Genomic DNA, 26,625 nt, shown 5'->3' on the forward strand with positions numbered 1-26,625 from the left:
CAACGCGAACAGGTGTACCGCCCTGTCAGCATGACCAGGCCGGGGGCCGGTCCAGACATCGATGCCAGGGAACCAACCGCATGGCCAAGGAGCTGCACTGCGGCGACCGTATCCATGACCAGAAGAACGCCGGCAACCTCTACGACGTCACCACCGCCTGAGGCAAGGACCGCGACGAGAACAGCAGCCGCTGGCAGATCTTCGACCAGACCACCAGCCCCCATGACGGCCTGGTCCGCTTCAACGACACCGTGCTGCTGTGGAACACCTACCAGGGACGCGGCGGCTTCCTGGAGACCAACGGCAACGGCACCGTCGGCGGTGCCCGCTTCGAAGTGGACTCCAACCCCTACTTCAACCGCGCTGCGGACGTCACCCTCTGGAAGATCCAGCGCGCCTGACCCGCTCCCGGGGGCACCGTGTGCGGGGCCTGTGGCCCTGCACACGGACCGCGGGTGCACTCGGTCCTCACCCAGCCGGGGCCACGAGGCGCAGCCAGCTGCACTGATAGGCACCAGCAAAGGCGGATGGTGAACCGGCCATCGGGCATTTTGAGCAGCCAGCCGCGGTCAGCCAGTCTGACCAGCTTCCCGCGTAACGGTTCCAGCTTCGCCCGCACGCTGACGTCCACTCCCAACACTTCGCCGACCTGTCGGGCCATGACCGGTCCGGCGGCCTGTCGCACAACGGCAACGATGCGCTGGTAGTCGGGTGGGAGCGCGGCGTCCTCCACGTCTGGTGCGCGGTGCGGGACCGGCATCACCGCCTGCCCACCCACCTGCTCGCACGTCGGCGAGGCCGAGGCGCGCTCGTCGGCGAGCTGATCGCTCATCCGCTCAAGAGCCTTCTCGGCGACGGCGAGTTCGTCCCGCTCGACCCTCACCGCCGCCGACTGTCTGACCAGCTGTTCTTCGAGTTCGTCCAGCTCCGTGCGCGCGCGGTGATCCGTTCCAGCAGCTCGGGATCCAACATGCACCGGAGCGTAGAAAGCCACCCGGCCACAAGAGCAGGAACAGGCGAACCGACCGCGCTGGCAGACGATCTACTCCGCAGGCTGCCGCCCACGACCAGCGAGAGCACCTCGGAAGGCAGTCACGCCACCCCTTTTGACCTGCAGCCTCAAGTTAACGGAGGCTCAGTGGACTCCACCCGATGCACGACATCGGCCGGGAGTGCGCGACATCGCAGTGGGCAGGTCAGTCCGCCGCAGACTCTGCCTCTGGTAGCGCCGGATAGTCGGTCGGGTAGAGCCCGGCTGCGAAGCCGTACACCACATTGCCTCCGCGCGGCAGTTGCGCGTAATCGTTGGCGAGTTCCAGGACCCGTGCCCAGAACTCGCGGGCCTGCTCCTGCGGGATCCGCACATGCCGCACGATCGAGGACAGTTGATCTGCCTGGTGCGCCGGGGCTGACTCGGCTGCGGCCGTGGCGAGATCGTTGGTGCAGTGCGGCGTGACGCCCCCGTCCGTCGGGCTTACGGCGCCAACCCGAAAGATGCGCGCGGAGCGGCCGTAGAAACGTTCCTCGATGGCCCGCACCCGGCGGGTCCGCACGACCTTCAGCAACTGGGCGTCGACCAGGACGCTCACGTGGTGCGCGACCGTATCCCGGAGACCAGCATCTCTTCGCGGACCATTCGCTGCCGTCCTACGACCCGAACGCTGCCAAGCTCCTGACCCAGCGGACGATCGAGTTCCTCGGCTCGCGCTAGGTTGTTGGCGGGTCATGCGCAAAGCCAGAGGCGCAGGGCTGCGACGACCACGGTGCCGTGAAAGACGTACGCCCTCTTGTCGAAACGCGTGGCCACTGCCGGAGACCCGCCGGGAGAAGGACGGCGCGCTGGTGGTGGCTGGGTCTCCCTGATCGCCGGCGGCCCGGCCCGCGCCTCGACCTAACTCGCCAGTACGACCAATTCCAGTCACGCCCCCGCCGCATGGCCGGAACAACGACCCGGACACGGAGCAGTCACATGATCGCCCGGCCAAGTCCTAGTCATACCGCCTGAAGTGTCCCGTCTCTGCGGGCGCGCTTCCGCGTTGGTCCCGTCGTGGGCGGAGTGCTCGGGGGAGAAGCCGCTGGCCAGTACCTCTGCCGCCCGGCGGCTGGGTCGTCGCCTGGCCGTTCGCCCCGTGGGCACTGCGGAGGCCGGGTGGGGAGACCGGGCCAGCGGTCGGACCCGTGTAATCGAGCTCCGTCATCACACTGGCGCGGGACCGAGAAGCTGGCCGACGAGCTCAGATGATTATCGGGTTCAATGGTCTGTCGGGTGCGCGAGCATGCCTCGGCGGGCCGTCTCCTGCAGGAAGAACTTGAGGGTTTCGGTGAGTTCCGCAGAGCGCTCCTCCTGTACGTGGTGCCCTGCGTCCAGCTCCCGGGAGTGGACGTCGGTGGCCCAGTCGTGCCAGGGCTCGGCCGGGTCGCCGTAGAGGTCGGGCAGGTCGTCGTGTTTGCCCCACACCACGAGGATGGGGCAGTTGATCTTCCTGCCCGCCGCCTTGTCCGCCTCGTCATCTCGTCGGTCGGCCGTCAGTCCCGCTCGGTAGTCCTCGCACATGGCGTGCACGACCCGGGGATCGTGTCGGGCTGTGCGGTACTCGCTGAACACCTCGTCCGCACAGTGGTCGGGCTTGCCGCCGTACCAGGCGTCGGGATCACGGTTGATGAACTCCTCCGCCGGTTTCTCGGTCTGGCCGAGGAAGAACCAATGCCACCACTTGCGGGCGAACCGTTCGTCAGCCAGCCGCAGGGCGTCGTAGGCCGGAGGGCCGCCGATGTTCACCAGGTGGCTCACTGCCTCGGGGTGGTCCAGTGCCAGGCGGAACCCGACGAGGGCGCCGCGGTCGTGTCCCACCACGGCGAAGCGACGGTGTCCCAGCCTGTGCATGAGGGAGACAACATCCCCTGCCATGGCCTTCTTTGACATCTGGGCATGTTCGGGCTGGTCCGCTGGCACGCCCGAGCCGCCGTATCCCCTCAGGTCCGGGCAGACGACGGTGAACTGGTCGGCGAGCGCGACCGCCACCTCGTGCCACGTGGCGTGAGTGCAGGGGTGACCGTGCAAAAGGACGACCGCAGGTCCGGCGCCGCCGTGACGCACCCGTAGGACGACGGGCCCGACATCGATGTGTTCCAGCGTGCAGCCCTCGAACATGAGCGTCCCTCCTCCTCTCGCCCGGCAGATCCGTCCTGCATACCCAGCGTTGTAGGGTCGATGCATGACGCAGTTACCGGGCATGGTCTTCCGATCACATGCCGAAGCACTGCGCGAGAAAATCTCCGACGTGCTGAAACCGATGGGTCTTCGCCTCTCTGAGGCAGGACGAAGGTGGTGCGCATGTCGGAAGGGTTCGACTTCCTTGGGTTCCGCATCCAGAGGAGCCGCAAGCGCGGATCGGACAAGTGGTACGTCTGCACCTTCATCGCTGCGCGGCCCATCCGGCAGCTGAAGGACAAGATCCGTGCCCTAACGAACAGAACGTCGCAGATGGACCCGAGGACCGTGCTGATCAGGCTCAACCAGATCATGCGCGGCTGGGCTAACTACTTCAAGCACGCAGTCCCGAAGACCACCTTGAAGGTCATCCAACGCTTCGTATGGCGTCGGGTGATGAGGTGGTGGATGGTGCTGCACCGCTGGAGCAAGAAGGACGTTCGTCGGTGTTTCACCGACCACAGCGGTCGGCGGGAGCGACCGTCGACGGACGGGATCGGGTTGTTCGACATTTCGACGGTGGCGATCACTCGCTACCGATATCGCGGCAACACGATACCCAATCCCTGGGCCACTCCAACCACGCCCGAAGGGCAGAGTCCGCAGAGAGCCCAGTGCGGTGAGAGCCGCACGCCGGTTCGCAGAGCGGCGCGGAGAGACGGGCCGGTGGTCAACACCGGATTCGCGCTCCGGGTCGACTCAACCCGCCGGGAGGGGAGAAACCTCCTCCCCCTCGTGCCGGCCGGACCCCGGCCGACGAGGTCGGGGCCGAGGCGGTCCGCAGCAGTGTCCGCGATTGCAGCCACCGCGTGGGGCTGTCCGTCGGCGCTCATCGCGTCGGCCAGGTGGCGGGCGGCACGTGCTATGACGACCGGGTCATCGGAGCGCTCCGCAGCGGTCACCGCGCGGTGACCGGCCAGGGACCCGAGATTGGTGGCCCGGCCTTGATGGCGAGTGCCTCCATGAGTTCACCAACGACAGATCCTCGTTGGAGTGAGTCCCGGTGTCCTGCACGCCGGGTCGCCTGTTGGCCATCTGGGTGCCCCGGGGGCCGGTTACTCAACCGGCTGGCCCGAACGCCCCTGACCTCGAAACGGTGGAGCCCATGCACAGTCGTACCCCCCGATTTTCCTACCGCGGTCTGATGGCCGCAGCCGCCTTGGCCGTCGGCAGTCTCATGGCCCTGCCCGCAGCGGCCGGTGCCGACGCACCAGCCGAAGGGAAGTTCGAGCGGGAGGCCAGTGGTGCTTTCACCTCGCCTCGCATTCCAGCCGGCGCCAAGGTCACGATCACCGCCATGGGCGCGGGCGGGGGCGGGGGCGGCGCCTACGGCGGGGGCGGGGGCGGTGGAGGCGGCGGCCGGGTCGTTTGCGAACTGAAGAACTTCGCGGGCGGCACCATCCGCGGCTTCGTGGCCGGTGGAGGCGGAGGCGGAAAGTTCCATAACCGTGCCGGGGCGAACGGCGCCGGCGGTATCGGCGCCACAGCCGCTACGACCGGGACGCCCGGCGATAGCGGTGTGGGCGGCCGGGGCGCCACCCCTGCGGGCAACCGCGTCGGCGGGAACTCGGGGGCAGGCGGCACCGGAGAAGAACACAGCGCCGACGGCAGCGGCGCGGGCGGCGGCGGAGGCGCAACCACCGTCGACGGGTTCGTCACCGCCGGTGGCGGCGGCGGTGGCGGAGGCGGCGCATCCCGGGGTGGCGGCGGCCGGGGTGGCGGCGGTGACTTCACCGACCGGTGCAACCTGCTCGGCGAGGTCAAGGCCGGCAACAAGGGAGGTAACGGCGACGGTAACCGGGGCGGCTCCGGAGGCAACCGCGTCGGCGGTGACGGCGGCGGCAGCGGCAGCAGCTACAAAGAAGGCGGCGGCGACAACGGCAGGCGTGGCGGCGGAGGCGGCGGCAGCCTCTTCGGCGCCGCCGGCGGAGGCGACGGCGGCCACGGCCACATCACCATCACCTGGACCTAGGGAGTGTCTTCTGGATCAAGTCCGGGGGAGAGTAATGCCTGGCTGGTGGACGCCAGCCCGGCATCATCGCGGCATGGGTAAGGACATCTGGGGCTTCATCGAGGGCCACCGTGACTATCGAGACCATGAGGCGGACTCGTTCTGGCACGCCGCCATCGACTGCTTCCCAGCGCCAGGCGGCCCGGCGCCGCACAGGATCTCAACTCCGGTGGACAGGGAGTTGTGGATCTTGTCGGCGCCCATCGCCGCCGAGACGTCCGGGTTCTTCACCGCGAAGGTGCCGCCGAAGCCGCAGCACTCCTCTGCGCCCACCAGCTCCAGCCCTTTCACTGCCTCCAGGAGCCGGCGCGGGCGGTCGCCCAGGCCGAGCATCCGCAGTCCGTGGCAGGACGGGTGGTAGGTCACCGCATGCGGGAAGTACGCGCCCACGTCCGTCACTCCCAGGACGTCGACGAGGAACTCCGTCAGTTCGTACGTCCTCGGGACCAGGGAGTCGGCGACGTCCGTGAGCGCGCTGCCGCGTCCCTCGGCGCGGGCCTTCCGTCCGATCCGCGGGTAGTTGTCGCGGACCATGGCGACACAGGACCCGGATGGGGTGACCACGTAGTCGTAGCCTTCGAACGCTTGGACCATGCGGTGTACCAGTGGCTCGGTCTCGCGGCGGTAACCGGTGTTGTACTGGGGCTGTCCGCAGCAGGTCTGGGCGGCGGGGAAGTCCACGTCGACGCCGAGGCGTTCCAGGACCTTCACGGTGGCGATGGCCGTGGAGGGGTGGACCGCGTCGTTGACGCAGGTAGCGAAGAGGGCGACGCGCATCAGGAGTTCCTCGGAGCGGATTCGAGTCGGGCGGCGGCCGAGTCCCATGAGCCGCTGTCACCCTGCGGGGTGTAGTGCCGCAGGGGCTGGGTGGAGGCGATCAGTCGGCGCATGTCCGCGAGGTCGCCGACCAGACCGGCGGCCCGTGCCTGGACGAGGATGTTGCCGAGCGCGGTGGCCTCGGTGGGGCCGGCGACGACCGGGAGCCCGGTGGCGTCGGCGGTGAGCTGGCAGAGCAGGTCGTTGCGTGATCCTCCGCCGACGAGGTGGATGCGAGTGACGTCGCGGTCGGCGAGCTCGGCGGCCTGGCGCAGGGTGCTGCGGTGGGCGAGCGCCAGGCTCTCGAGGATGCAGCGGACCACGGCACCCTGGCTGTCGGGGATTCGCTGGCCGGTGCGGGCACAGAAGTCGCGGATGCGGGACGGCATGTCGCCGGGGGCGAGGAACTCCGGGGAGTCCGGGTCGACGATGGAGGCGAACGGCTGGGCCCGGAAGGCGTCGGCGAGCAGCGTGGGGACGTGGGTGGAGAGGTTCTCCTTGTCCCAGGTTCGCCGGCACTCCTCCAACAGCCACATGCCCATGATGTTGCGCAGGTAGCGGATCGTGCCGTCGACGCCGCGCTCGTTCGTGAAGTTCGCTGCCCGGGAGGCCTCGTTCAGGACCGGGGCGTCGAGTTCGAGGCCGGCCAGCGACCAAGTGCCGCACGAGATGTACGCGAAGCCGGGCTCCGTGGCGGGCACCGCGGCGATCGCGGAGGCGGTGTCGTGGGAGGCGACCGTTGTGACCGGGGTCCGGGCGTCGAGCCCCGTGTACGAAGCGACGTGAGGGAGCAGGGTGCCGGCCGGGTCGCCGGGGGAGCGCAGCGGCGGGAACATGCCGGCGTCGAGCGCGAGCCGCTCCAGGAGATCCTTGGACCAGGTGCCGGTGCGGGCGTCGAACAGGCCGGTGGTGGACGCGTTGGTCTCCTCGGCTCCGATGGTTCCGGTCAGCCAGTGGATCAGCAGGTCGGGGACGAGGAGCAGGGTGCGAGCGGCGTCGCGCTGCGCGGTGCCTTCGCACGCGGCGAGCTGGAAGACCGTGTTGAAGGGCAGGTGCTGCAGGCCCGTGATGCCGTAGAGCTCCTCGGGGCTGGCCTTGGCCCAGACACGGGCGGCGGCGCCGTCGGTCCGGGTGTCGCGGTAGTGGAACGGGTGACCGAGGAGGGCACCGTCGGCGTCGAGCAGCCCGTAGTCCACGGCCCAGGTGTCGACGCCGATGGAGGCGACACCGCCGGAACGGGCAGCCTCTCGCAGCCCGTCGAGAACGCCCTGAAACAGGGCCAGGACGTCCCAGCGCAGGCCGTCCGGCAGTCGCACCGGTGTGTTGGGAAAGCGGTGAACTTCGGTGAGGTCGAGGTTGTCCTGGCCCACCCGGCCGACGATCACCCGTCCGCTGGTAGCGCCGAGATCGACCGCGGCGAACGCGGACGTGAAGGCGGAGGACGGTGGAGTGGTGGTCACGTGGATACCTCTGTGGTGCGGGCGGCTCATCGGGGAACGGGAAGAGGAGAGAGGGACCGGCGGCGCCCGCCCGGGCCCGGTGTCAGGGCCGGGTTCCGGACGGCGCTGCGCCGCCGGTCCGCGGGGGCACCCGGGGCGGGTGCGTCAGTCACCCGCCCCGGGGCGATCAGGGGGCCTCAGCGCAGGAAGGCCGCGGCGACGCCGGCGTCGACGGGGACGTGCAAGCCCGTGGTGTGGGTGAGGTCGCCGCCGGTGAGGGCGAAGACGGCGTTCGCGACGTGCTCGGGCAGGACCTCGCGCTTGAGCAGGGTGCGCTGGGCGTAGAACTCGCCGAGCTTCTCCTCCTCGATGCCGTAGGTCGCGGCACGCTGGGCTCCCCAGCCGGCGGCGAAGATGCCCGAGCCGCGGACCACCCCGTCGGGGTTGACGCCGTTGACGCGGATGCCGTGCTCGCCGAGCTCGGCGGCCAGGAGGCGGACCTGGTGGGCCTGGTCGGCCTTGGTGGCGGAGTAGGCGATGTTGTTCGGGCCGGCGAAGACGGCGTTCTTGGAGGCGATGTAGATGATGTCGCCGCCGATCCCCTGCTCGATCATGATCCGGGCGGCCTCGCGGGAGACGAGGAAGGAGCCGCGGGCCATGATGTCGTGCTGGAGGTCCCAGTCCCGGGCCGTTGTCTCCAGCAGCGGCTTCGAGACGGAGATGCCGGCGTTGTTGACGACGAGGTCGACTCCGCCGAATGCGAGGACGGCCTCACGGAACGCGGCGCTGATCTGCTCCTCGGAGGTGACGTCCACCGTGACCGCCACGGCCTTGTCAGGGCCGCCCAGCTCTTCGGCGACCGCTGCGGCGTTCTGGCCGTTCAGGTCGGCGACGACGACACAGGCGCCCTCGGCGACCAGCCGGTGCGCGATGGCCTTGCCGATGCCCGAGCCCGCACCCGTCACCAGGGCCACCCGCGTGGCGAGTGGCTTCGGCTTCGGCATGCGCTGCAGCTTGGCCTCCTCCAGGTCCCAGTACTCGATGCGGAACTTCTCCGACTCCTCGATCGGCGCGTACGACGACACCGCCTCGGCGCCGCGCATCACGTTGATCGCGTTGACGTAGAACTCGCCGGCCACGCGGGCGGTCTGCTTGTCCTTGCCGAAGGAGAACATGCCGACGCCGGGGACCAGGACGATCGCCGGGTCCGCGCCGCGCATCGTGGGGGAGTCCGGCAGGGCGTGCCGGTGGTAGTAGGCGGCGTACTCCTCGCGGTACTCCGCGTGCAGCTCCCTGAGCCGGGCGACGGTCTCGTCCAACGGGGCCGTGGGCGGCAGGTCCAGGACGAGCGGGCGGACCTTGGTGCGCAGGAAGTGGTCCGGGCACGACGTGCCCAGGGCGGCGAGACGCGGGTGCTGGTCGTGAGCGAGAAAGTCGAGGACGACATCCGTGTCCGTGAAGTGACCGACCCGCGGGCGGTCCTGCGAGGCCAGCGAGCGGATGACGGGAGCGAGCGCGGCGGCCCGCTTCCGTCGCTCCCCGTCGCCCAGCGCCGCGTAGCCGGTCAGCGGATCCCCGAGCGGCTGCTCCTTGCCGCGGTCCGCGAGGAAGGTCTCCGCGGTGCGGATCATCCACAGGGCGTTGGTCTCGCACTCCTCGGCGCTCGCGCCCCAGGCAGTGATTCCGTGTCCGCCGAGGATCACGCCGACGGCCTGGGGGTGGGCCTCCTTGACCGCCGCGATGTCCAGGCCGAGCTGGAAGCCCGGGCGGCGCCACGGCACCCAGGCCACCTTGCCGCCGTAGCACTCCTTCGTCAGGGCCTCGCCGTCCGCCGCGCAGGCGAGCGCGATGCCGGAGTCCGGGTGGAGGTGGTCGACGTGTGCGGCGTCCACCAGGCCGTGCATGGCGGTGTCGATGGACGGCGCGGCGCCGCCCTTGCCGTGCAGGCAGTAGTCGAAGGCGGCGACCATCTCGTCCTCGCGGTCCACGCCCGGGTACACGTCCTTGAGAGCCCGGAGCCGGTCGAGTCGCAGGACGGCGAGACCGTCCTCGGTGAGGGTGCCGAGGTCGCCGCCGGACCCCTTCACCCACATCAGCTCGGTGTCCGAGCCGGTGACGGGGTCGGTGACGGTGCCCTTGGCGGAGGCGTTGCCGCCTGCGTAGTTGGTGTTGCGGGGGTCGGAGCCCAGCCGGCGCGCGCGGTCGAGGAGCGCGGCGACTTCGGGGTGGGTGGCCATGTGCGATCGGTCCTTCGGGTTCGAGGCTGCGGGGGAGGAGAGGGTGGAGAGCGCCTGCGCGGGACGGCCGCGGGTTCAGGCCCCCCAGCCGGCCTGCTCGCCGCCGACGCGCTCGGCAACGATCTGGTCCTGCCATCCGGAGGCGGCGTAGGCGGCGACGGGGTCGGGGTTCAGCCCCTGCTCCTCGCGCACCTCTCGCAGGAGGGGGCGGACATCGGTGCTGTACGCGTCCATCAGCACGGCGTTGGCGGCGAGCACGTCACCGGCACGCTGGGCTGCGGTGAGCGCGTCGAGGTCGACGAGCAGGGCCTTCGCGGTGGCTTCCTGGACGTTCATCACGGAGCGGATGACGGCCGGGATCTTGGCCTCGATGTTGTGGCACTGGTCGAGCATGAAGGCGACGTTCCCTGAGACGTCCAGACCGCCGTTCTTGGCCACCTCGTGCAGGATCCGGAAGAGCTGGAAGGGGTCGGCCGCGCCGGCCATCAGGTCGTCGTCGGCGTAGAAGCGGGAGTTGAAGTCGAAGCCGCCGAGCTTCCCCTCGCGGAGCAGGAAGGCCACGATGAACTCGATGTTGGTGCCGGGGGCGTGGTGGCCGGTGTCGACGACGACCTGCGCCTTGGGGCCGAGCTTGAGGCAGTGGGCGTACGCGGTGCCCCAGTCCGGCACGTCGGTGGTGTAGAAGGCCGGCTCGAAGAACTTGTACTCCAGCAGGATCCGCTGGTCCTCCCCGAGCCGCTCGTACACCTCGGCGAGGGACTCGGCGAGCCGGTCCTGGCGGGCGAGGATGTCGTCCTGGCCCGGGTAGTTGGTACCGTCGGCGAACCACAGCTTCAGGTCCGACGACCCGGTGGCGTCCATGATGTCGACGCACTCCAGCAGGTGGTCGACGGCCTTGCGGCGGACCTTCGGGTCGGGGTGGCAGACGCTGCCGAGCCGGTAGTCGTCGTCCTGGAAGGTGTTGGAGTTGATCGCGCCCAGCTCCAGACCGCGGTCCTTCGCGTACGCGGCGAGGGCGGTGTAGTCCTCGACCCGGTCCCACGGGATGTGCAGGGACACCCTCGGGGCGGCACCGGTGAACTCGTGGACCTTCGCCGCGTCGGCGAGCTTCTCCCACGGAGTCCTCGGGATGCCGGGCTGAGCGAACACCTTGAAGCGGGTGCCGGAGTTCCCGTAGCCCCAGGAGGGGGTCTCGATGCTCTGGGCCTTGAGCGCGGCCTTCACGGCGTCCCGTACGACAGTCATTGGGCAACCTCGTAACCATGGCCGCGCTGTTCGCGTCGGCGGATGAATCGTTTCATCGCTACGGAAGCATGACTGTGTTGATCGGTCAAGAAGCTAGGAGTGCCTGAATGTGAAAGGATTCATTCAATGGGAAGGTGCGGCGGCCTACGATGGCGGTTGCATAGAACCGCAGTGAACGGACGGTCGGCAGCGGTGGGCATCAAGGAGGTGGCGCGCCAGGCGGGCGTCTCCGTAGGCACGGTCTCCAACGGTCCTGAACAGACCCGAGCGGGTTTCGGGCGAGGTCCGCGCTCGTGTCCACGCCGCGATCGACCGTCTGGGGTACGTCCGGAGCGAGTCGGCGCGGCAGCTGCGCGCCGGACGGAGCCGCATGCTCGGGCTGCTCGTCATGACGCAGTTGGCGCGGACGCCGTGCGCGGCGCCTTCGGCGGCGAGCCGGCGGGTCAGGGCGATCACTCCGCCCTTCGCGGCGGAATGCGCCGTGCGGTGGTTGTCAGGGAGCCGCTGATCCCGGCCGTCGAGCCGATGGTGACGATGCAGCCGCGGCTACGTGCCAGGTGCGGCCACGCGGCACGGGCGGTGAGCCACCCGAGTCCAGCTCGGAGCGCACAGTGGACGCGTAGTCGTCATAGGACTGTTCGACGAGGGGGCCGAACCGCACCGAGCCCGCGCTGGTGAGGACGATGTCGACGCCGCCGAACGCCTCGACCGCTTCCGCCACCCACGCTTCGACGGATTCGGGGCGGGTGACGTCCAAGGGGCCCGCCGTGAGAGCCGTGCCGCCTTCCCGGCCGATCTCCCGCTGCGTCTCCAAGGCTTCGTCATGCAGGAGGTCGCCGCCGACGACCAGGGCGCCCTCGGCCGCGAACCGGAGCGCCGCGGCCTTCCCCAGCCCGCGGGCCGTACCCGGGACCAGGGCGACCTTCCCTTCCGGCCGCCTCATCGCGCGGCCCCGTCGAGCAGCGCGTCGGACACGGACTTCACCCCGCCGTGCGAGGTGAGGCCACCGTCGACGGGGATCTCCGCACCGGTGATGAACGACGACTCGTCGGAGAGCAGGAACACGACCAGCGGCGTGACCTCGTCGACGGTGCCCACCCGGCCCAGCGGCGTCTCGCGGATGTTCGCCTCCCGGAAGGCGGGCGCGGCCGAGGCCGTCATCGCCGTCTCGATGAACCCGGGGTGGATGGTGTTCACCCGGATCCCCCGGGGACCGAGTTCCATTGCGGCGGTTTTCGACAGGCCGCGCAGGGCCCACTTGCTCGTCGTATAGGCCACTGGGTAGTGGGCGGTCAGTGCGGCGGAGGAGCCGACGTTCACGACGGACGAGCCCGGGGGCATCAACGGAGCCAGGTGCTGGATTCCAAGGAGCGGACCGTTCACATTGACGGCGTGGACGCGGCTCATGTCCTGGGCGGTGACCTCGCCGATCCGGGCCCGCCAGGTGATGCCGGCGTTGTTGACCAGGCCGTGCACCGCCCCGTACGTCTCGCGCAGGTGACCGGCCAGGTCGGCCCAGTCGTCGGCCAGGGTGACGTCGAGCCTGCGGACGCCTTCCCTGCCTTTCACGTCCGTGGCGACGACCGTGGCGCCCTCCCGCTCCAGGGCGGCCACCTCGGCGGCGCCCTGTCCCCGGGTTGCACCCGTGACGACCACGACCTTTCCCGCGAGGCGCGCGCCGTTCACGGCCGCTCCCGGTCGCGGCGCCGCCCCTTGGGCAGGGCGACCGGCTCGGTGCCGGGGACCACCCGGGTGGTGAGGGACCCGATTGCTTCCACGGTGAGGGTGACGGTGTCGCCGGGCCCCAGCGGCGGCGGGACCTGCTCGCCGGAGCGGCCCCACAGTTCGGCGAGGCAGCCGCCGTTGCCGCAGGTGCCGGAGCCCAGGACGTCGCCGGCGACGATCCGGGTGCCGCGCGAGGCGTAGGCGGCCATCTCCTCGAAGGTCCAGCTCATGTTGGACAGCAGGTCGGAGCCGACCTGCTCGCCGTTGACCTCGGCCGTCAGTGCCAGCCGCAGGAACCCATCGGTGTCCCGGTAGGGCTCCAGCTCGTCGGCGGTCACCAGATAGGGGCCGAGGGTGGTGGCGGAGTCCTTGCCCTTGCACGGTCCGAGGCCGACCTTCATCTCGGCGGACTGCAGGTCCCGCGCGGACCAGTCGTTGAAGACCGTGTATCCGACGATGTGGTCCCGTGCCCGCTCGGGGGTGAGGTCGCGGCCGTCTCGGCCGATGACCGCCGCCACCTCCAGCTCGAAGTCGAGCACGGACGAGCCGGGCGGCATCGGCACGTCGTCGTGGGGGCCGAAGACGGCGTGGGGGTTGGTGAAGTAGTAGGTGGGTGCCTCGTACCACTGGGCGGGTACCCCGGATTCGCCGTTCACGGAGCGGCGCACGCCCTCGACGTGTTCTTCGAAGGTGACGAAGTCCCTTACAGAGGAGGGCTGGAGGGGGGAGAGCAGCCGGACCTCGGAGACGTGCGGGCCCGGTGGCACGTCCAGGGCCGCCGCGCCGGCGGCGAGGAGACCGGGGAGGCCGTCGGTGTCGCGGATCAGATCAGTCAGCGAGGTGACTCCGGGCAGGGGGAACAGCGTGCCGTCGTCCTCGACGACGGCCACACGGTTCCGGTGCCGGTGGGCGAAAGCGGCGAAGCGCATGATGCGGCTCCCAGGTGGAGAACGGGGGACACGGGACCGGGCCGTCCGGGACGGAGAGGAAAGCCCGTTGCCGGCCCTCTTCGGACGGCTCCGATCCCGTGGACCGGGGCCGGGAACGCGGCGGCGCGAGTCAGGGCGGGACACCGCCGGCCGCGTTCCCGGGGATCGGACGGTCGGGGACGATCAGACCGGCGGGGCGACGAAGCAGCCGCGGTCGGGGTCGTTGAACGACTCCTTGGCGACGAGCTCGTTCATCGGGTTGGCGGTGCCCCACTGGTCGGTGACCTCGGGCTGCGAGAAGTCGTAGACGTGGGGGTGCCAGGTGTCCTCGTCGAGGTTCTCCAGCTCGGTGGTGTACTCGACGGTGTTGCCGTGCGGGTCGAGGAAGTAGGTGAAGGTGTTGTCCCCGGCCATGTGCCTGCCCGGCCCCCAGATCTTCGTGTGACCGGCCCGCAGGACCCTGCCCGAGCCGCGCATGTACTCGTCGATGCCGCGCATTTCGAAGGAGATGTGGTGCAGGGAGGTGTGCGGGCCCTTGGCCAGCGCCATGGAGTGGTGCTGGGAGCTGATCCGCATGAAGTGCATGACCTCGCCCATGTGGGGCGAGCTGAGCGTGTCGGACAGCCGGAAACCGAGGTGCCGCTCGTACCAGGCGCGGGTGCGCTCCAGGCCGGGGGAGTTGAGGACGACGTGCGACAGCTTGACCGGGATCGACTCCTTCTCCTCGATCTTCCGGTGCTTGCGGACCTCGACGTCGGCGGAGACCTCAATGGTGCGGCCGTCGACGTCGAAGAACCGGAAGCCGTAGCCGCCGCCGGGGGTGTCGACAGCGCCGGGCTGCGAGATCAGCTGGACCCCGTCGGCCAGGAGCCGCTCGGCGAGGGTGTCCACGTCGGCCGGGGTCGCGGCGCCGTAGGAGACGAGGTCGAGACGCTTCTCGTCGGCCTTGCGGAGCCGGACGACGTACTGCTCGGGGCTGCCCTCGGCGGCGAGGAAGGAGATGCCGGAGTCCTCGGCGATCTTGGACAGGCCCCATACACCGGCGTAGAAGTCGAGCTGCTTCTCGTAGTCCGGCACGGCGAGGTCCACGTGCCGCAGATGGGTGAGCAGGCGGGTGTTCGTCATGGGATGCCTCCTCAGGCGGGGGAGAGGTTGAGCAGGGCGGCGGCGTTGGCGCCACGGACGGCGTGGAAGTCGGCCTCGGCCAAGTCGGCCGCGCGCAGCGCGCCGACGGGGTCGTCGGATCCCATGTCGAAGGGGAAGTCCGAGCCGAGCAGCACCCTGTCCGCTCCGGCCGTCTCCACCAGCGCCCGCAGTACGGCCGGGTCGTGCACGAGCGAGTCGAAGTACAGGCGCCGCAGGTAGCTGCTGGGCAGCTGGGCGCATCCGGCCGACGCGTCGGTCCGGGCCCGCCAGGCGTGGTCGCTGCGCCCGATATGGGTGGGCAGGTAGCCGCCGCCGTGGGCCGCGACGATCTTCAGCCCGGGGTGCCGGTCGAGGACTCCGGAGAAGATCAGGTGCGAGAGCGCGACGGCGTTCTCGGTGGGCTGGCCCACGGTGTTGGACAGGTACCACCGGTCCAGGCGCTCGTCGAGCGTGCAGCCGAACGGGTGCAGGAACACGACCGCCCCGGTCTCCTCGGCCCGCGCCCACAGCGGCTCGTGGACCGGATCGGACAGCTCCCGGCCGGGGGCGTGGCTGGAGATCTCCACGCCGGTGAGCCCCTGCTCCAGCGCGTGGTCGAAGGCGGGCACGAGCTGATCGGGATGCTGCAGCGGAACCAGCCCCAGGCCCCGCAGCCGGTCGGGCGCGGCCGCACAGTGTGCGGCGGTCGCCTCGTTGGCCAGCCGGTAGACCTTCTCTGCCGTGTCCGCGTCCGCCCAGTAGTGGTAGTGCGACGGCGAGGGGCTGACGAGCTGCACGTCGACGCCTTGCGCGTCCATCCGGGCGAGGCGGACGGCCGGGTCGGTCAGGGCGGGGATCCGGTCGCGGACCATGGCGCCGCTGACGGCGAGCGCGTCGGGCCCGTTGCGGCGGGCGTCGAGATCCTTGGCGTCGGCGTGGCCGGGAAGGCCCGCGACGAGGGCCTCGACCTGGGGCAGCAGGACGTGGGCGTGGACGTCCACGGTGGGCGCGGTCACGGCAGCTCCCTGAGCATGGTCATGGTGCGGGCCATGAGCCCGGGCACGTCGGCGTCGCGGACGCCGTCGACCTGCCACTGGCCGATCTGGACGGACGCCTCCACGACCGGGCGGACCCGGACGATCCGGCGGTCGTAGTAGGCCTGGAGCAGCTCCTCGTCCCAGGTGTCGGAGGCGGTGAGCATCTGCGCGAGGACCCAGGCGTCCTCCAGGGAGAGCGCCGCACCCTGGGCGAGGGTGGGCGGGCAGCAGTGAGCGGCGTCGCCGACGAGAACGACCCGCCCACGATGCCAGGAGCCTTCGACGAGCAGGCGGTCGAACCAGGTGTAGTTGACCTTCGAGGGGTCGGTGATCGTGGCGGTGATCGCCGGCCACGCACCGCCGTAGGCCGAGGCCAGGCGGACCATCTCTTCGCCGTACGTCTCGACAGGTATGGAGGAGCGGTCGCGGTTCTTCTCGACGACGTACGCGTAGAGCGTGGTGTCGCTGGTGGGGCAGTAGCCGGCGATGAACGCCGGGCCGCCGTAGGCGAGGTCGGTGCGCTCGACGCCGACGGGCCGTGGGGCGGCGACGCGCCAGATGGCCATGCCGGTCGGCTCGGGCTTGTCGGTGATTCCGATCTGGGCCCGCGTGGCCGAGCCCAGACCGTCGGCGGCGACGACGAGGTCGTAGCGGTGCTCGCCGCCGCCGCTCAGCCGGACGGTGACGCCGGACGCGTCCTGGCCCACGATGGTGGCGGTCGTGCCGAGGCGGACGGTCGCGCCGGTGGCGCGGACCGCGTCGATCAGGATCCGCTGGAGCTGCGGGCGCTGTATGCCGACGGTGGCCGGCAGGTCGTCACCGCCGGTGCGCAGATCGCGCTGGACGTGCAGGACGTCGCCGCCGGGGGTGGTGATGCCGACGGACCCGAAGGGGAAGCCGGAGATCTTGACCTGCTCCCAGACGCCGAGCTCGCGCAGCACGCGCAGGGCGTTGCCCTGGAGGGTGATGCCGGAGCCGGCGGTGGCGTTCCAGTCGTCCTTGGCCTCGACGAGGTCGACGTCGATCCCGGCGCGGCGCAGCAGGATCGTTGCGGCGTTGCCGGCCGCTCCGCCGCCGATGACCAGGACTCTGCGGGGTGTGCTCATGGGGAACTCCCTTGTTCCTCGGGCTGTGGGTCCCGGGACTACTTGACGGCGACGGGGTTGACGGGGGACCCGACGGCGCCGGTGATGGGCAGGGGGGCGGCGGTGAGCCAGAACTCGTACACGCCGTCGGTCGCGCAGTCCCCGGCGAGGGCCTCGAAGTCCCACATCTCGCCGATCAGCAGCCCGATGTGCGGGATGACGACCTGGTGGAGCGGCTGGAAGGCGTGGTCGAACTCGTTGGGTCGGACCTCGAAGCCCCAGGTGTCGGTGGCGATCGCGGCGATCTCGCTGGTGTGGAGCCAGGACGCCGTGGTGAACGACAGGCCCGGGGCGGCGCCGCCCGCGTAGTCGCCCCATCCGTCACGGCGGACGCGGGCGAGCTGCCCGGTCCGTACGAGGACGATGTCGCCGCGCCCGACTGTGACCCCATGGGCCTCCGCGGCGGCCGTCAGGTGCTCCTCGGTGATCGCGAACCCGTCGGGCAGTTCGCCGTCCTCGCCGGCCGTGCGGCCGACGTCGAGGAGGACGGCGCGTCCGGCGATGTGCGGGGCCATGTGCTCGATGCCGGTGACCTGGTCGCCGTCGGAGGTGACGACCTGTTCGGCCGGGCGCCCGTTCCACGCCTTGCCGTGGTCGAAGATGTGCCCCAGACCGTCCCACTGGGTCGAGCACTGCAGGGGCATCGCGATCACGTCGTCGGCGCCGCCGATGCCGTGCGGGAGCCCCTGGTTGCCCAGAGCCGCGTCCGTCCCTGTGTCGAGCATGGTGTGGACCGGGTTGGTCCGCCGCCGCCACCCCTTCTGCGGCCCGTCGATGTCGAAGCGCTGGGACAGCGAGAAGCTCACTCCCCGCCGGACGAGCGCGGCACCTTCGCGGCGCTTGGCCTCGTCGAGGAAGTTCACGGTGCCCAGCCGGTCGTCCTCCCCCCAACGGCCCCAGTTGGAGCATTCCTTGGCAGCCTGGGCGATCGCGCCCTCGGGGTCGGCGCGGTTCACGCCTCCTCCGCGACACATCGCGTGCGCTGCGTGCCCAGGCCGGTGATGGTGGACTCCATCACGTCGCCATCGCGCAGCAGCCGACCCCAGTGCATGCCGTTGCCGGCGGGCGAACCGGTGAGCACGAGGTCGCCCGGCAGGAGCCGAGCCGACTGGGAGGCGTACGCCACCATCCGCGCGACGTCGAAGATCATGTCCTTGGTGGACTCGTCCTGCATGACCTCGCCGTTGAGCTTCAGGGTCAGCTGGAGGTCGCCGGTGTCGCCGACGGACTCGGCCGGTACGATCCACGGGCCCAGCGGGGTGAAGCCGGGGGCATTCTTGCTGCGCAGCCAGTCCGTGCCGATCTGCGGCATGTCCCGGCGGAATACCGTCGCCCGGTCGGTCAGGTCGTTGGCGATCGTGTACCCGGCGACGTACTCCAGGGCCTCCTCCACCGAGACCTGGTACGCGGGGTGGCCGATCACCGCCGCCAATTCCAGTTCCCAGTCGGGCTTCTCCGCCCACGTGGGCAGCGTGACGTCGTCGTACGGGCCGGTGACCGCACTGGGCAGGCCGATGAAGACGTACGGCAGGTCCTCGGCGGCCCGCCGGTTCATGATCTCGGCCGCCTCGGCCCGTCGCTCCTCCTCGGAGCGCTCGTCGCCCGGCGCTCGGTGGGCGACGTGCAGGTCGATGACGTGCTGCCGGTAGTTGGCCCCCGACTGGAAGACCTGCCGGGGCTCGACGGGGGCCAGGACCCGGAAATCCGACAGAGGGTGCCGGGCGGGCTCCGGATCGGCGGCGAGCGCACGCAGCCGGGGGAGAACGGCCGGCCACCGCTCCAGCAGGTCCCGCATGGTCAGGGCCGGGTCGGACAGGGCCTCCCGCAGGTCCAGGACCTGCCCTTCGTGGTCGATGAGGGCAGGGAAAGCGGGGCCGTCAGAGGCCGAAAGAGTGCCGAGGGCGAAAGGCCCGGCGAAAAGATCAGAAGCGGGTTGAGGTTTCACCGACATGTCCTCCTGATTTGCGGTGGGACTAATGTGGACCCGCATCGCGTGATCAGGGAAATCAATTCTGTGGATAACTGTCATCGACAGAACAAATAGTGCTTGATTGCACCGTTTTCAGAAGGAGGCTCCCTACCGTGAACCTGGCCCGCCTCGACCTCAACCTCGTCGTCGCGCTTCGTGCCCTCCTCGAAGAACGCAACGTCACCAGGGCTGGGCAGCGCGTGGGCCTGAGCCAGCCGGCGATGAGTGCCGCACTGGCCCGGCTGCGCCGGCACTTCGGCGACGAGCTCCTCGCCCGCGAAGGGAGCCAGTACGAGCTCACCGCCCTCGGCCAGGTCCTGCTGGACCGCACCGCCACCGCCTACGACGTCCTCGAACGCCTCTTCACCAGCCAGGCCTCCTTCGACCCGGCCACCGAGACCCGCGAGTTCCGCATCATCGCCTCCGACTACGCCGTCGATGTCTTCGGCGTCGAGCTCGCCCGCGTCATCCACGAAGAGGCCCCCGGCATTCGCCTGCGGTTCACCCGCACCCCCATCACCGTCGTCGACGACACCGCGAGCCTGCTCAGCGCCACCGACGGCCTCCTGATGCCCCACGGCGTCATCAGCGACTTCCCCGCCACCGACCTCTACGACGATCGCTGGGTCTTCGTCGTCTCCGACGACCACCCCAGCGTCGAGGACCGTCTCACCCGCCAGGACCTCGCCCGGCTGCCCTGGGTCACCTACCAGCGCACCTACGACGCCCCCGCCGTGCGCCAGCTCGGCATGCTCGGCATCGATCCGCGCGTAGAGGTCTCCGTCGACAGCTTCCATGCTCTGCCCGCCCTCGTCGCGGGCACTCGCCGCATCGCCCTCGTCCAGGCCCGCCTCGCACACCGTCTCGCTCCCCTGGGCGGAGTACGCGTACTCGAACCCCCCTACGAAGCCGTTCCCCTTCGTGAGGCCCTGTGGTGGCATCCGGTCCACACCCACGACGCGGCACACATCTGGCTCAGGGAGACTGCCGCCAGGGTCGGTCGCCGCATCGCCGACACGCAGCTCTGATGTCTTCCTGCACACCCTTCGGCACGGGGGTAACACGGAGCCACTCCGTCAGGAAGTATCCATCCGGTGGATCGGAATCATCGTTGAACCGGATGACATAGGGGGTGGGCACCACGCCCACCGGCACGCATAGTCGAGGGCACCCTCCGCCCCGGTCTCCGCACTGTTCTCGTGCCTCATCGCGACCGGGCGCCGTCTCCGCCCCTCTCCCGCCCTGGAGTGCACTGATGCCCGCTCCTGCCGCACCGCCCCGCCACGACCACGACACGGCTCCCGCCGGGCGCCTTCCCGCCGTCGTGCTCATGGCCGGCAGTTGTCTGCCAGTCCTCGGGGCGGTGCTCCTCGCTCCCGTGCTGCCCCGCATGCAGGACCACTTCGAGGGCGTGCCGGGCAGCGCGGCACTGGTCCCCGTCGTCCTTACCGTCCCCGCGCTCGCCCTCGCCCTGCTCGCCCCCTTCGCGGGCATGATCGTCGACCGGCTGGGCCGCAAGCGCCTGCCGTCGTCGCCACGGGTCTCCACGCAGTGTCCGGGATGGCACCCCTCTGGCTGGACTCCCTCCACGCCATACTGATCAGCCGCGTCCTCGTGGGGGTGACGGAAGCGGCGATCATGACCGCCTGCACCACCCTCATCGGCGACTACTACAGCGGCGAGCTGCGCGACCGCTACCTCGCCCTCCAGACCATGTGTGCCTCTGCCTCGGCCACGGTCTTCTTCGTCCTCGGCGGCGCGCTCGGAGCCGCCGACTGGCGCGCCCCCTTCTGGCTGTACGCCGTGGGCCTGCTCCTCGCGCCCGTCATGGCCCGTGTCCTGCCCGTCTCCCAGCCGCCGAAGCGCGGCGACGCGGCCGGCAAGCAGTCCACGCCGCGCCCGTTCCCCGTTCCCCGTTCGCCGTATGGCGGGAATCTGTCTCCTCACCGTCTTCGGTGCCGTCGTCTTCTACACCGTCCCCGTCGAGATGGCCTACCTCCTGGACGACCTGGGCACCGACTCCACTGGCACCATCGGCGCGGTTACCGCCGTGGCCAGCGCCGCCACCGTCCTCGGCTCCGTCCTCTTCACCCGTCTCTCCCCGGACCGCCGCCACCGGATCCCGCTGCTGCTCGCTCTTCGCGCGGCCGGCTTCCTGCTCATGGGCCTCGCCGACAGCCTGCCCCTTCTCATCGCCGGGGCGATCGTCAACTGCGTCGGGACCGGCATGCTGCTGCCGTCGCTGGTCACCCGGGCCATGTCCCTACTGGAATTCGCCGACCGCGGGCGCGGCATGGGCCTGTGGACCGCGGCCTTCTTCCTCGGCGAGTTCCTCTGTCCTCTGGTGCTCCTCGCGGGCAAGGGGCCGGCGGGCAGCCTCGCCTCCGCCGTCGCCCTTCTCGGGGTGACCACCGCCGTCCTCGCCGCCGCGCTCCTCCTGACCGCTCGCCGCCCCGCTCCCGCAGGCTCGCCCGAAAGTGTGCAGCAGTGATCAGGGCCAGCGGCTGCACAAGTACGTCCAAGGTGGACCGGCGCACGACGAGTTCGGGTTTCAGCACCTCGTGAACGTGTTCATGCGCCGCCTGGGCCGTGTGCTCCACGAGCAGACGGCCCGCACGCATGCCCAGGGACCGCGCGGGCCAGCGCACCGAGGTCAACGGCACCACCGCGGTCGCGGCAAAGGCGAGATCTTCATAACCCACCACCGCGACATCCTGTGGAACGCGTACGCCGGCCTCATGCAGGGCCTGCCTGAGGCCGAGGACCAGCAGGTCATGGAAGCAAAGGACTGCGGTCGGCCGGGGCGTCACCCCGAGGAGTCGCTGCCCAGCATCCCGGCCAGCACCCACGCTGGTGTCCTCCGTCGCCAACTCCCCGAGGCAGACGGCCCTGTCATCGGATTCCTGCAAGGCCTCCCTCGCCCCTCGACGCCTGCGGCGCATCATCGGACCAGGTCCCGCTACGACGACGACGGACCGGTGGCCCTGGGCGGGCAGATGCGCCGCTGCGGCTCTGCCGCCGGCGAGGTCGTCGACTGTGATGGAACACGTGCCGACCGCTGCCAAGTCCTGACCGGCGACGACGCAGGCCATTCTTCGCCACCGCCTGTAACTCCCGCGCCATGACTGCGCAGAGGGCGGTCACCATCAACTGACCACGTAAGGCAATACAGCCAGCCCGGGCGCCGAGTCCCTCGGCGCCCGGTGGCAGCGTGAGTTCGGCGGAGTGTCATCAGCCACTCCCGGTCGGCGTCAGCGTCGGGCCCGGAGTCGTACGCCTCGACCGGGACCCTGCTCACTGCGCCTAGACACAGCTGCCCCCGGCTCGTACCGCACGGGCCGACGGGCACCCCCAAGATCTCGACCGAAGAGCTTTCGTAGACGGGCCGGTAAGCAGCCGGGGCACAGTCGGCAGTCCTGGAGTTCGTCCGCGGGCGGCGCGTCCGGACCGAGCAGCGGCACGATCCGCAGGAGTCCCTCCCCGGCTTCCGCCCACAGCCCCATCGGCCGTTCCTCGCTCCGCTCGAAGACGACGTCGCCGTCCGGGCCGTCGCTCGTGCGGACCCGGGCCAGCGTGCCGACGCCGTCGTCGGGGTGATCGGGCATGAACACCAGGACGGTCCTGTGCCCAGGCCCCTCGGACAGGACCTGGACGTGCCCGCGCCCGGCCGCCAGGGCCGCGCCCAGCTCGTTCAGCCCCTGGCCGTCGTCGTCGTTGCGCAGACGCAGCGCCCACGAGGCCGGAGCGCCGTTGAGTCTGCATCTGGGCAGCGGGTGCGGTGTGCTTCAGGAATTGCACGCTCGCCCGTCGGCGGTGTGCGGTACGGGACCGAAGGTGAGTGGCGCCATCGCGTGGTAGGCCGGCACTTGCCCGGCTGCCTCCCGATAGGCCGCGATCAAGTCGTCGTGGACGGTGTCCAACTCGGTTTCGGTACGTGCGGCCAGCAGCCAGCGCCATCCGATCGGGTCGCCTGCAAGGCGCCGCGTCACCACGCTGTCCCAGCCGGTCGAGGTGGCCTGGCAAACAGTGACGGCTTCACCGGTGGCGACCAGCAGGGCGGCGGTGGAGTAGTCGCCATGCAGCAGCCGTGGTGTGAGACCGGCCAGGAGAAGTGCCCGGTACAGGCTCTCCCACTCCCCGTCGGCCGTCCTGTCCATCATCCACCGCTCCTCCGTCAGATCCTCCAGCCGTACGCTCTCCTGGCCGGCGAGGGGGTGATGCCCGGCGATGGCCAAGAATCCAGGCTCACGCTCCAGCAGGACGCGCTGCCGCAGGCCGGGCGGGAAGCGCAGATGGGTGCCTTCCATCTCATGTACGTAAGCCACATCGAGCTGGCCTGCGGCAACCATTCGCAGCAGCGCATTCGAGGACACGTCGGTCTGGACGGCTGGTACGGACCCGGGATGGCGGTCGCGGAGTCGGCGCGCCCAGCCGGTCAAGACACGGCTGGGCGTGGAACCGATGCGTAGTTGCGGCGTCTGAGCGGCGCGAGCGGCCACAGCACGCATGTCAGCGGTCAGGCCGGTCATTTCGGCCAGCAAGGGGCGGGCCCGGGCAAGGAGTTGGTGTCCGAACACGGTGGGACGGCAGCCATCTGGCTGCCGGATGAACAACTGCCCGCCAAGCGCCTGCTCGATCCGGCGCAACTGTGCGGTCACCGACGGCTGGGCCATCCCCAGCACACGTGCCGCTTTGTGCAGGCTACCGGCGTCAGCGATGGCGCACACGACCCGCAGATGCCGTACCTCCAGCTCCATAGCGGGAGCGTAGATCCGCAGGGAGTTGTGGGTCTAGATCCTGAACGGACGCAAGAGGCGGGCCCGGGCTCGGCGGTCGTCCCCGCCCGGCTAATAGCACCGGGCTATCAGGAGACAGCAGCCTCCACACAGCCGCCTCTCCCGGCTCACACTCATCCCGCACCACGTCGCTTTCCCGCGACCGAACTCGAAGGAGCTCACCGTATGAAGCCCCCCATGCCGTTTCCGCGCATAGCCGCCTGCGCGGTCGGTCTCGCCGTCACCGCCATCCTCGGCGCCGTGGGCCAGGCCACTGCGGCCCCGGCCGACGCCCGTACACACACCGCCACCGCGTACCCCACCACGGGTGGCGCCGGAGCCGCCATCACCACGTCCTCCTCTCCGATGACGCGCAACGCCATGCCCATCATCGGCGGCGACCAGAGCCAGGCGCAGACATACCATGCCCGCGTGTTGCAGAACGGGTGGGGAATGTGCACCTCAACCCTGGTGTCCTCCCGCTATATCCTGACCGCCAGGCACTGCGTCGAGCAGCCCGCGCAATACGCCTTCCGCATCGGCAGCACCTACGCGGAGAGCGGGGGGACCACGGCCGCCGCCGCCCGGATCACCCTGCACCCGTCGGCGGATCTCGCGATGGTCCGGCTCGACCGGGACGTCAGCAACACGCCCGCCCCCATCGCCAGCGCCTACCCGCGGACCGGCTCCCACGTCTCCGTCTACGGATGGGGCGCCACATGCCAGCAGTATGAGACCTACTGCCAGTCGCCGACCCTCAAAACCGCCACCATGCGCATGGCCGGCCTGGCCCCCGACCTCTACGGCGGCACCGCCCTCCACCTGGAAGCCGTCGACGGTGTCGGGGCCGGCGGCGACTCCGGCGGTCCTGCGATGACCAGCGGAAGCGTGGTCGGGGTGGCCTCCACCAGTGACCGGCAGACCTTCACCCGGTACACCGCCACCGCTCCGTACATCGAGTGGATCAGGTCCGTAGCGGCCAACGGCTGACCCACGGGGCAGAACAAGGAACCGCTGAAAGGCGTGGGCCCGCACCGATACGGGTGCGGGCCCCGCCGGAATGACGCCACAGTGTCGGGCCTCGTCGAGTCGCGCCCGAGCCCCCGCCACGCGCGGCTAGGCCGTTTCGTTCAGATCATCTGATCGTTGGTCCGGGGTGTGCCGTTGACTGATGCGCAGTGGGTCCACCTGGCCGAGAGGTATGGCAACTGGCGGGGTGTCTACAACCGGCTTCGCATGTGGGCCGTCGACGGGACCTGGGAGCGGGTGTTCACCGCGCTCATGGCCCAGGCGGACGCCGACGAGGAGCTCAGCTGGGTCGTCCGGTGGACTCCTCAGCATCGAATCCGCCCCCGGTCACGGCACCGCCCTGGCCGCCCAACGGCCCCTCGACCCGATCCCCGACCCCGCACTCGAGGCCAGCCCGTGACCAGCACCCCCCATCCGTCTGCTCCTGGCCGACGACCACCCCGACGTACGGGCCGGACTCCGCGCCGTACTGGAGACCGAGCCTGGCATCGCCGTGGTGGCCGAGGCCGCCACCGCTGAGGACGCCATCGCCCGCGCCGCCCACGGCGACATCGTCCTCATGGACCTGCAGTTCGGCAAGGGCATGAACCGCGCCGAGGCGACCGCCCGTCACCGCTCGCCCCGGCGCACCCCGCGTCCTGATCGGCACCACCTACGACACCGACGCCGACACGCTGCGCGCTATCGAAGCCGGCGCCACCGGCTACCTCCTCAAAGACGCCCCCCGAGGACCTGGCAGCCGCCGTCCGCACCGCCGCCACGGGCTGAACCACCCTGGCACCCGCCGTCGCGGACAGGCTGCTGAACCGGCTGCGTGCCCCCGGCACCGCCCTGACCCGACGCGAGACCGAAGTCCTCGCCCTGGTCGCGATGGCCTGTCCAACCAGGCCATCGCGACCCGGCTCCACCTCACCGAAGGAACCGTCAAGTCCCATCTGGCCCGCATCTACGCCAAGCTCGGCGTCGCCCCCCGCACCGCCGCCGTCGCTACCGCCACTGGCCTCGGCCACATCCGCCGCCAGTAAGTGCCCCGCACCCGTGCGACGCCCCACGCCCGCACACCCCGGCCTCGGCCCCACCGAATACCTTGGCCCGAGTCCAGACGACGCTCCACTGATCACCCGGTGGGAGGCCGTGCGCTCACCGGGGCCGGGCCACCGAATCGGTGACGCCCAGCACGTCCACCATGCGGTTCAGCCTGCCGCGTGCACGTGCCCCGTGGGCCCGGGGCAGCCGGATCTCAGCGGTGGCCCTGGAGGCGTCCGCCACCCCGTAGGACAGGGCCAGCACCGGCATGCTGCTCAGCGTGGCGGCGATCCGGCCCAGCGCTCCACGGCTGTCACGGATCGCCACGCGGAGCGTGCACGCCGCATCATCCGGCTCCAGCGCTCCTGCAAGCGGCGAGGGGCCGCCGCGCCCGCCTGCTCCGCGCCGAGCGCGCAGAAGCCCGTAGGCGAGTGCCTCCTGAAGTGCCTCGCAGGACGCGGCGAGCACGTTGTCCGCGACGCCGACCGTGGACCACTCGCCGTGGCCGTCGGCGGTGGTGACCAGGACCCGGGTGGTGGACTCGGTGCCGTGGCGGCCCTCCAGGATGCGGACCTTGTAGTCCACGAGCTCGAAGGAAGACACCTCCGGGTACGTCGACCACAACGCTTTGCGCATCGCCCGGTCGAGGGCGTTGACCGGACCGTTGCCCTCGGCGGTAGCGACCGTCCTCTTGCCCTGGGCGCGGAGTTTCACCGTCGCCTCCGCCTCACGCGGCACGGCCGGCCCGCCCTCCGTGATCACGCGCCACGACTCGAGCTCGAAACAGCTCTCCGTGCGGCCCCCGACTTCGGCGCGCAGCAGCAGCTCGAAGGAGGCGTCGGCGGCCTCGTACGTGTACCCCTTGAGCTCGCGCTCCTTGACCCGCTCGACGACCCGGCCGACCAG

General features: G+C 70.4%; 22 protein-coding genes and 6 pseudogenes. 10 read left to right on the forward strand and 18 right to left on the reverse strand.

Features of this window, described 5'->3' with window-relative positions:
• Window positions 1-251 precede the first annotated feature (251 nt).
• Window positions 252-401, forward strand: coding sequence for a hypothetical protein (locus ABZZ38_RS23255; RefSeq protein ID WP_356743051.1), 150 nt, complete (start codon window positions 252-254; stop codon window positions 399-401).
• A gap of 795 nt (window positions 402-1,196) precedes the next feature.
• Here the strand turns inward: ABZZ38_RS23255 and ABZZ38_RS23260 are convergent.
• The 3 genes and pseudogenes from ABZZ38_RS23260 to ABZZ38_RS23270 form a co-directional block, all read right to left on the reverse strand.
• Window positions 1,197-1,589 carry a hypothetical protein gene (locus tag ABZZ38_RS23260; RefSeq protein WP_356743053.1) on the reverse strand — a complete coding sequence of 131 codons (393 nt, stop codon included), beginning with the start codon at window positions 1,587-1,589 and terminating at the stop codon, window positions 1,197-1,199.
• Between the two features lie 134 nt (window positions 1,590-1,723).
• Window positions 1,724-1,893, reverse strand: a pseudogene (locus ABZZ38_RS23265) (IS5/IS1182 family transposase); the annotation flags it as partial.
• 358 nt (window positions 1,894-2,251) lie between these two features.
• The gene (locus tag ABZZ38_RS23270; protein WP_356743055.1) at window positions 2,252-3,151 is read right to left on the reverse strand and encodes an alpha/beta hydrolase; all 900 of its coding nucleotides are present in this window, start codon (window positions 3,149-3,151) and stop codon (window positions 2,252-2,254) included.
• Between the two features lie 183 nt (window positions 3,152-3,334).
• On the opposite strand from ABZZ38_RS23270, the gene ABZZ38_RS23275 reads away from it, so the two are divergent.
• Both ABZZ38_RS23275 and ABZZ38_RS23280 read left to right on the forward strand, forming a co-directional pair.
• Complete coding sequence (locus tag ABZZ38_RS23275) at window positions 3,335-4,123, forward strand: group II intron maturase-specific domain-containing protein (RefSeq protein ID WP_356743057.1); 789 nt, start codon at window positions 3,335-3,337, stop codon at window positions 4,121-4,123.
• Window positions 4,124-4,355: 232 nt separating this feature from the next.
• Window positions 4,356-5,183 (forward strand): hypothetical protein, encoded by an 828-nt coding sequence (locus ABZZ38_RS23280; RefSeq protein ID WP_356743059.1) that lies wholly within the window; start codon window positions 4,356-4,358, stop codon window positions 5,181-5,183.
• 114 nt (window positions 5,184-5,297) lie between these two features.
• Here the strand turns inward: ABZZ38_RS23280 and ABZZ38_RS23285 are convergent, their stop codons facing one another.
• The 4 genes and pseudogenes from ABZZ38_RS23285 to rhaI form a co-directional block, all read right to left on the reverse strand.
• Entirely contained in the window at window positions 5,298-5,999 is a 702-nt protein-coding gene (locus ABZZ38_RS23285; RefSeq protein ID WP_356743061.1) for a (Fe-S)-binding protein, read from the reverse strand.
• A complete protein-coding gene (locus ABZZ38_RS23290) occupies window positions 5,999-7,528 on the reverse strand; it encodes a rhamnulokinase family protein (protein WP_356743065.1) in 1,530 nt (509 codons plus the stop codon). Before ABZZ38_RS23290 ends, ABZZ38_RS23285 begins: the two co-directional genes overlap by 1 nt.
• A 146-nt stretch (window positions 7,529-7,674) precedes the next feature.
• Window positions 7,675-9,717: pseudogene (locus ABZZ38_RS23295) on the reverse strand (bifunctional aldolase/short-chain dehydrogenase); the annotation flags it as partial.
• Between the two features lie 72 nt (window positions 9,718-9,789).
• A complete protein-coding gene (rhaI, locus tag ABZZ38_RS23300; protein ID WP_356743067.1) occupies window positions 9,790-10,959 on the reverse strand; it encodes an L-rhamnose isomerase in 1,170 nt (389 codons plus the stop codon).
• Window positions 10,960-11,085: 126 nt separating this feature from the next.
• Between rhaI and ABZZ38_RS23305 the strand changes: the two are divergent.
• A pseudogene (locus ABZZ38_RS23305) lies at window positions 11,086-11,350 on the forward strand (LacI family DNA-binding transcriptional regulator); the annotation flags it as partial.
• Window positions 11,351-11,452: 102 nt separating this feature from the next.
• Here ABZZ38_RS23305 and ABZZ38_RS23310 read toward each other — a convergent pair.
• From ABZZ38_RS23310 to ABZZ38_RS23345, 8 genes are all read right to left on the reverse strand, one after another.
• Window positions 11,453-11,902, reverse strand: a complete 450-nt coding sequence (locus ABZZ38_RS23310; RefSeq protein WP_356743070.1) for an SDR family oxidoreductase — start codon at window positions 11,900-11,902, stop codon at window positions 11,453-11,455.
• A complete protein-coding gene (locus ABZZ38_RS23315) occupies window positions 11,899-12,645 on the reverse strand; it encodes an SDR family oxidoreductase (protein WP_356743075.1) in 747 nt (248 codons plus the stop codon). Before ABZZ38_RS23315 ends, ABZZ38_RS23310 begins: the two co-directional genes overlap by 4 nt.
• Entirely contained in the window at window positions 12,642-13,613 is a 972-nt protein-coding gene (locus ABZZ38_RS23320; RefSeq protein WP_356743079.1) for a fumarylacetoacetate hydrolase family protein, read from the reverse strand. The genes ABZZ38_RS23315 and ABZZ38_RS23320 overlap by 4 nt, the downstream gene beginning before the upstream one ends.
• 183 nt (window positions 13,614-13,796) lie before the next feature.
• On the reverse strand, window positions 13,797-14,738 hold the full coding sequence (locus tag ABZZ38_RS23325; RefSeq protein WP_356743082.1) for a VOC family protein: 942 nt from the start codon (window positions 14,736-14,738) through the stop codon (window positions 13,797-13,799).
• Between the two features lie 11 nt (window positions 14,739-14,749).
• Complete coding sequence (locus ABZZ38_RS23330) at window positions 14,750-15,754, reverse strand: amidohydrolase family protein (RefSeq protein WP_356743085.1); 1,005 nt, start codon at window positions 15,752-15,754, stop codon at window positions 14,750-14,752.
• A complete protein-coding gene (locus ABZZ38_RS23335) occupies window positions 15,751-16,881 on the reverse strand; it encodes an FAD-dependent monooxygenase (protein WP_356743087.1) in 1,131 nt (376 codons plus the stop codon). The genes ABZZ38_RS23330 and ABZZ38_RS23335 overlap by 4 nt, the downstream gene beginning before the upstream one ends.
• 38 nt (window positions 16,882-16,919) lie before the next feature.
• Window positions 16,920-17,876, reverse strand: a complete 957-nt coding sequence (locus tag ABZZ38_RS23340; RefSeq protein WP_356743089.1) for a cyclase family protein — start codon at window positions 17,874-17,876, stop codon at window positions 16,920-16,922.
• Complete coding sequence (locus ABZZ38_RS23345; protein WP_356743091.1) at window positions 17,873-18,871, reverse strand: fumarylacetoacetate hydrolase family protein; 999 nt, start codon at window positions 18,869-18,871, stop codon at window positions 17,873-17,875. Before ABZZ38_RS23345 ends, ABZZ38_RS23340 begins: the two co-directional genes overlap by 4 nt.
• Window positions 18,872-19,002: 131 nt before the next feature.
• Here ABZZ38_RS23345 and ABZZ38_RS23350 point away from each other — a divergent pair, with 131 nt between their 5' ends.
• The 4 genes and pseudogenes from ABZZ38_RS23350 (at window position 19,003) to ABZZ38_RS23365 (ending at window position 21,380) form a co-directional block, all read left to right on the forward strand.
• Window positions 19,003-19,917, forward strand: coding sequence for a LysR family transcriptional regulator (locus ABZZ38_RS23350; RefSeq protein WP_356743093.1), 915 nt, complete (start codon window positions 19,003-19,005; stop codon window positions 19,915-19,917).
• A gap of 227 nt (window positions 19,918-20,144) precedes the next feature.
• Window positions 20,145-20,489, forward strand: coding sequence for a hypothetical protein (locus tag ABZZ38_RS23355; protein WP_356743095.1), 345 nt, complete (start codon window positions 20,145-20,147; stop codon window positions 20,487-20,489).
• Window positions 20,450-20,734, forward strand: a pseudogene (locus tag ABZZ38_RS23360) (MFS transporter); the annotation flags it as partial. The gene ABZZ38_RS23355 and the pseudogene ABZZ38_RS23360, both read left to right, overlap by 40 nt.
• Before the next feature lie 79 nt (window positions 20,735-20,813).
• Window positions 20,814-21,380: an MFS transporter gene (locus tag ABZZ38_RS23365; RefSeq protein ID WP_356743097.1), complete on the forward strand. Its 567-nt coding sequence runs from the start codon at window positions 20,814-20,816 to the stop codon at window positions 21,378-21,380.
• Window positions 21,381-21,423: 43 nt separating this feature from the next.
• Here ABZZ38_RS23365 and ABZZ38_RS23370 read toward each other — a convergent pair.
• Together ABZZ38_RS23370 and ABZZ38_RS23375 are read right to left on the reverse strand one after the other, a co-directional pair.
• Window positions 21,424-21,981 (reverse strand): annotated as a pseudogene (locus ABZZ38_RS23370) (substrate-binding domain-containing protein); the annotation flags it as partial.
• A gap of 693 nt (window positions 21,982-22,674) precedes the next feature.
• Window positions 22,675-23,646 carry a LysR family transcriptional regulator gene (locus ABZZ38_RS23375; protein ID WP_356743099.1) on the reverse strand — a complete coding sequence of 324 codons (972 nt, stop codon included), beginning with the start codon at window positions 23,644-23,646 and terminating at the stop codon, window positions 22,675-22,677.
• A gap of 204 nt (window positions 23,647-23,850) precedes the next feature.
• On the opposite strand from ABZZ38_RS23375, the gene ABZZ38_RS23380 reads away from it, so the two are divergent.
• Together ABZZ38_RS23380 and ABZZ38_RS23385 are read left to right on the forward strand one after the other, a co-directional pair.
• Window positions 23,851-24,654 (forward strand): trypsin-like serine protease, encoded by an 804-nt coding sequence (locus ABZZ38_RS23380; protein WP_356743101.1) that lies wholly within the window; start codon window positions 23,851-23,853, stop codon window positions 24,652-24,654.
• Window positions 24,655-25,105: 451 nt separating this feature from the next.
• Window positions 25,106-25,718: pseudogene (locus ABZZ38_RS23385) on the forward strand (response regulator transcription factor).
• A gap of 115 nt (window positions 25,719-25,833) precedes the next feature.
• Here the strand turns inward: ABZZ38_RS23385 and ABZZ38_RS23390 are convergent.
• Window positions 25,834-26,625, reverse strand: a 792-nt coding sequence (locus ABZZ38_RS23390; RefSeq protein ID WP_356743103.1) for an alpha-isopropylmalate synthase regulatory domain-containing protein, incomplete at its 5' end; no start/stop codon positions are given.

It is taken from the genome of Streptomyces sp. NPDC006368 (assembly GCF_040612535.1).
GTDB lineage: Bacteria > Actinomycetota > Actinomycetes > Streptomycetales > Streptomycetaceae > Streptomyces.

What these genes read in the sequence shown, in the direction of transcription:
- ABZZ38_RS23270 (WP_356743055.1), bottom strand. Translation starts at nt 3,151, where the DNA reads ATGTTCGAGGGCTGCACGCTGGAACACATCGATGTCGGGCCCGTCGTC.
- ABZZ38_RS23275 (WP_356743057.1), top strand. Translation starts at nt 3,335, where the DNA reads ATGTCGGAAGGGTTCGACTTCCTTGGGTTCCGCATCCAGAGGAGCCGC.
- ABZZ38_RS23280 (WP_356743059.1), top strand. Translation starts at nt 4,356, where the DNA reads ATGGCCGCAGCCGCCTTGGCCGTCGGCAGTCTCATGGCCCTGCCCGCA.
- ABZZ38_RS23285 (WP_356743061.1), bottom strand. Translation starts at nt 5,999, where the DNA reads ATGCGCGTCGCCCTCTTCGCTACCTGCGTCAACGACGCGGTCCACCCC.
- ABZZ38_RS23290 (WP_356743065.1), bottom strand. Translation starts at nt 7,528, where the DNA reads ATGAGCCGCCCGCACCACAGAGGTATCCACGTGACCACCACTCCACCG.
- rhaI (WP_356743067.1), bottom strand. Translation starts at nt 10,959, where the DNA reads ATGACTGTCGTACGGGACGCCGTGAAGGCCGCGCTCAAGGCCCAGAGC.
- ABZZ38_RS23310 (WP_356743070.1), bottom strand. Translation starts at nt 11,902, where the DNA reads ATGAGGCGGCCGGAAGGGAAGGTCGCCCTGGTCCCGGGTACGGCCCGC.
- ABZZ38_RS23320 (WP_356743079.1), bottom strand. Translation starts at nt 13,613, where the DNA reads ATGCGCTTCGCCGCTTTCGCCCACCGGCACCGGAACCGTGTGGCCGTC.
- ABZZ38_RS23325 (WP_356743082.1), bottom strand. Translation starts at nt 14,738, where the DNA reads ATGACGAACACCCGCCTGCTCACCCATCTGCGGCACGTGGACCTCGCC.
- ABZZ38_RS23335 (WP_356743087.1), bottom strand. Translation starts at nt 16,881, where the DNA reads ATGAGCACACCCCGCAGAGTCCTGGTCATCGGCGGCGGAGCGGCCGGC.
- ABZZ38_RS23345 (WP_356743091.1), bottom strand. Translation starts at nt 18,871, where the DNA reads ATGTCGGTGAAACCTCAACCCGCTTCTGATCTTTTCGCCGGGCCTTTC.
- ABZZ38_RS23355 (WP_356743095.1), top strand. Translation starts at nt 20,145, where the DNA reads ATGCCCGCTCCTGCCGCACCGCCCCGCCACGACCACGACACGGCTCCC.
- ABZZ38_RS23365 (WP_356743097.1), top strand. Translation starts at nt 20,814, where the DNA reads ATGGCGGGAATCTGTCTCCTCACCGTCTTCGGTGCCGTCGTCTTCTAC.
- ABZZ38_RS23375 (WP_356743099.1), bottom strand. Translation starts at nt 23,646, where the DNA reads ATGGAGCTGGAGGTACGGCATCTGCGGGTCGTGTGCGCCATCGCTGAC.
- ABZZ38_RS23380 (WP_356743101.1), top strand. Translation starts at nt 23,851, where the DNA reads ATGAAGCCCCCCATGCCGTTTCCGCGCATAGCCGCCTGCGCGGTCGGT.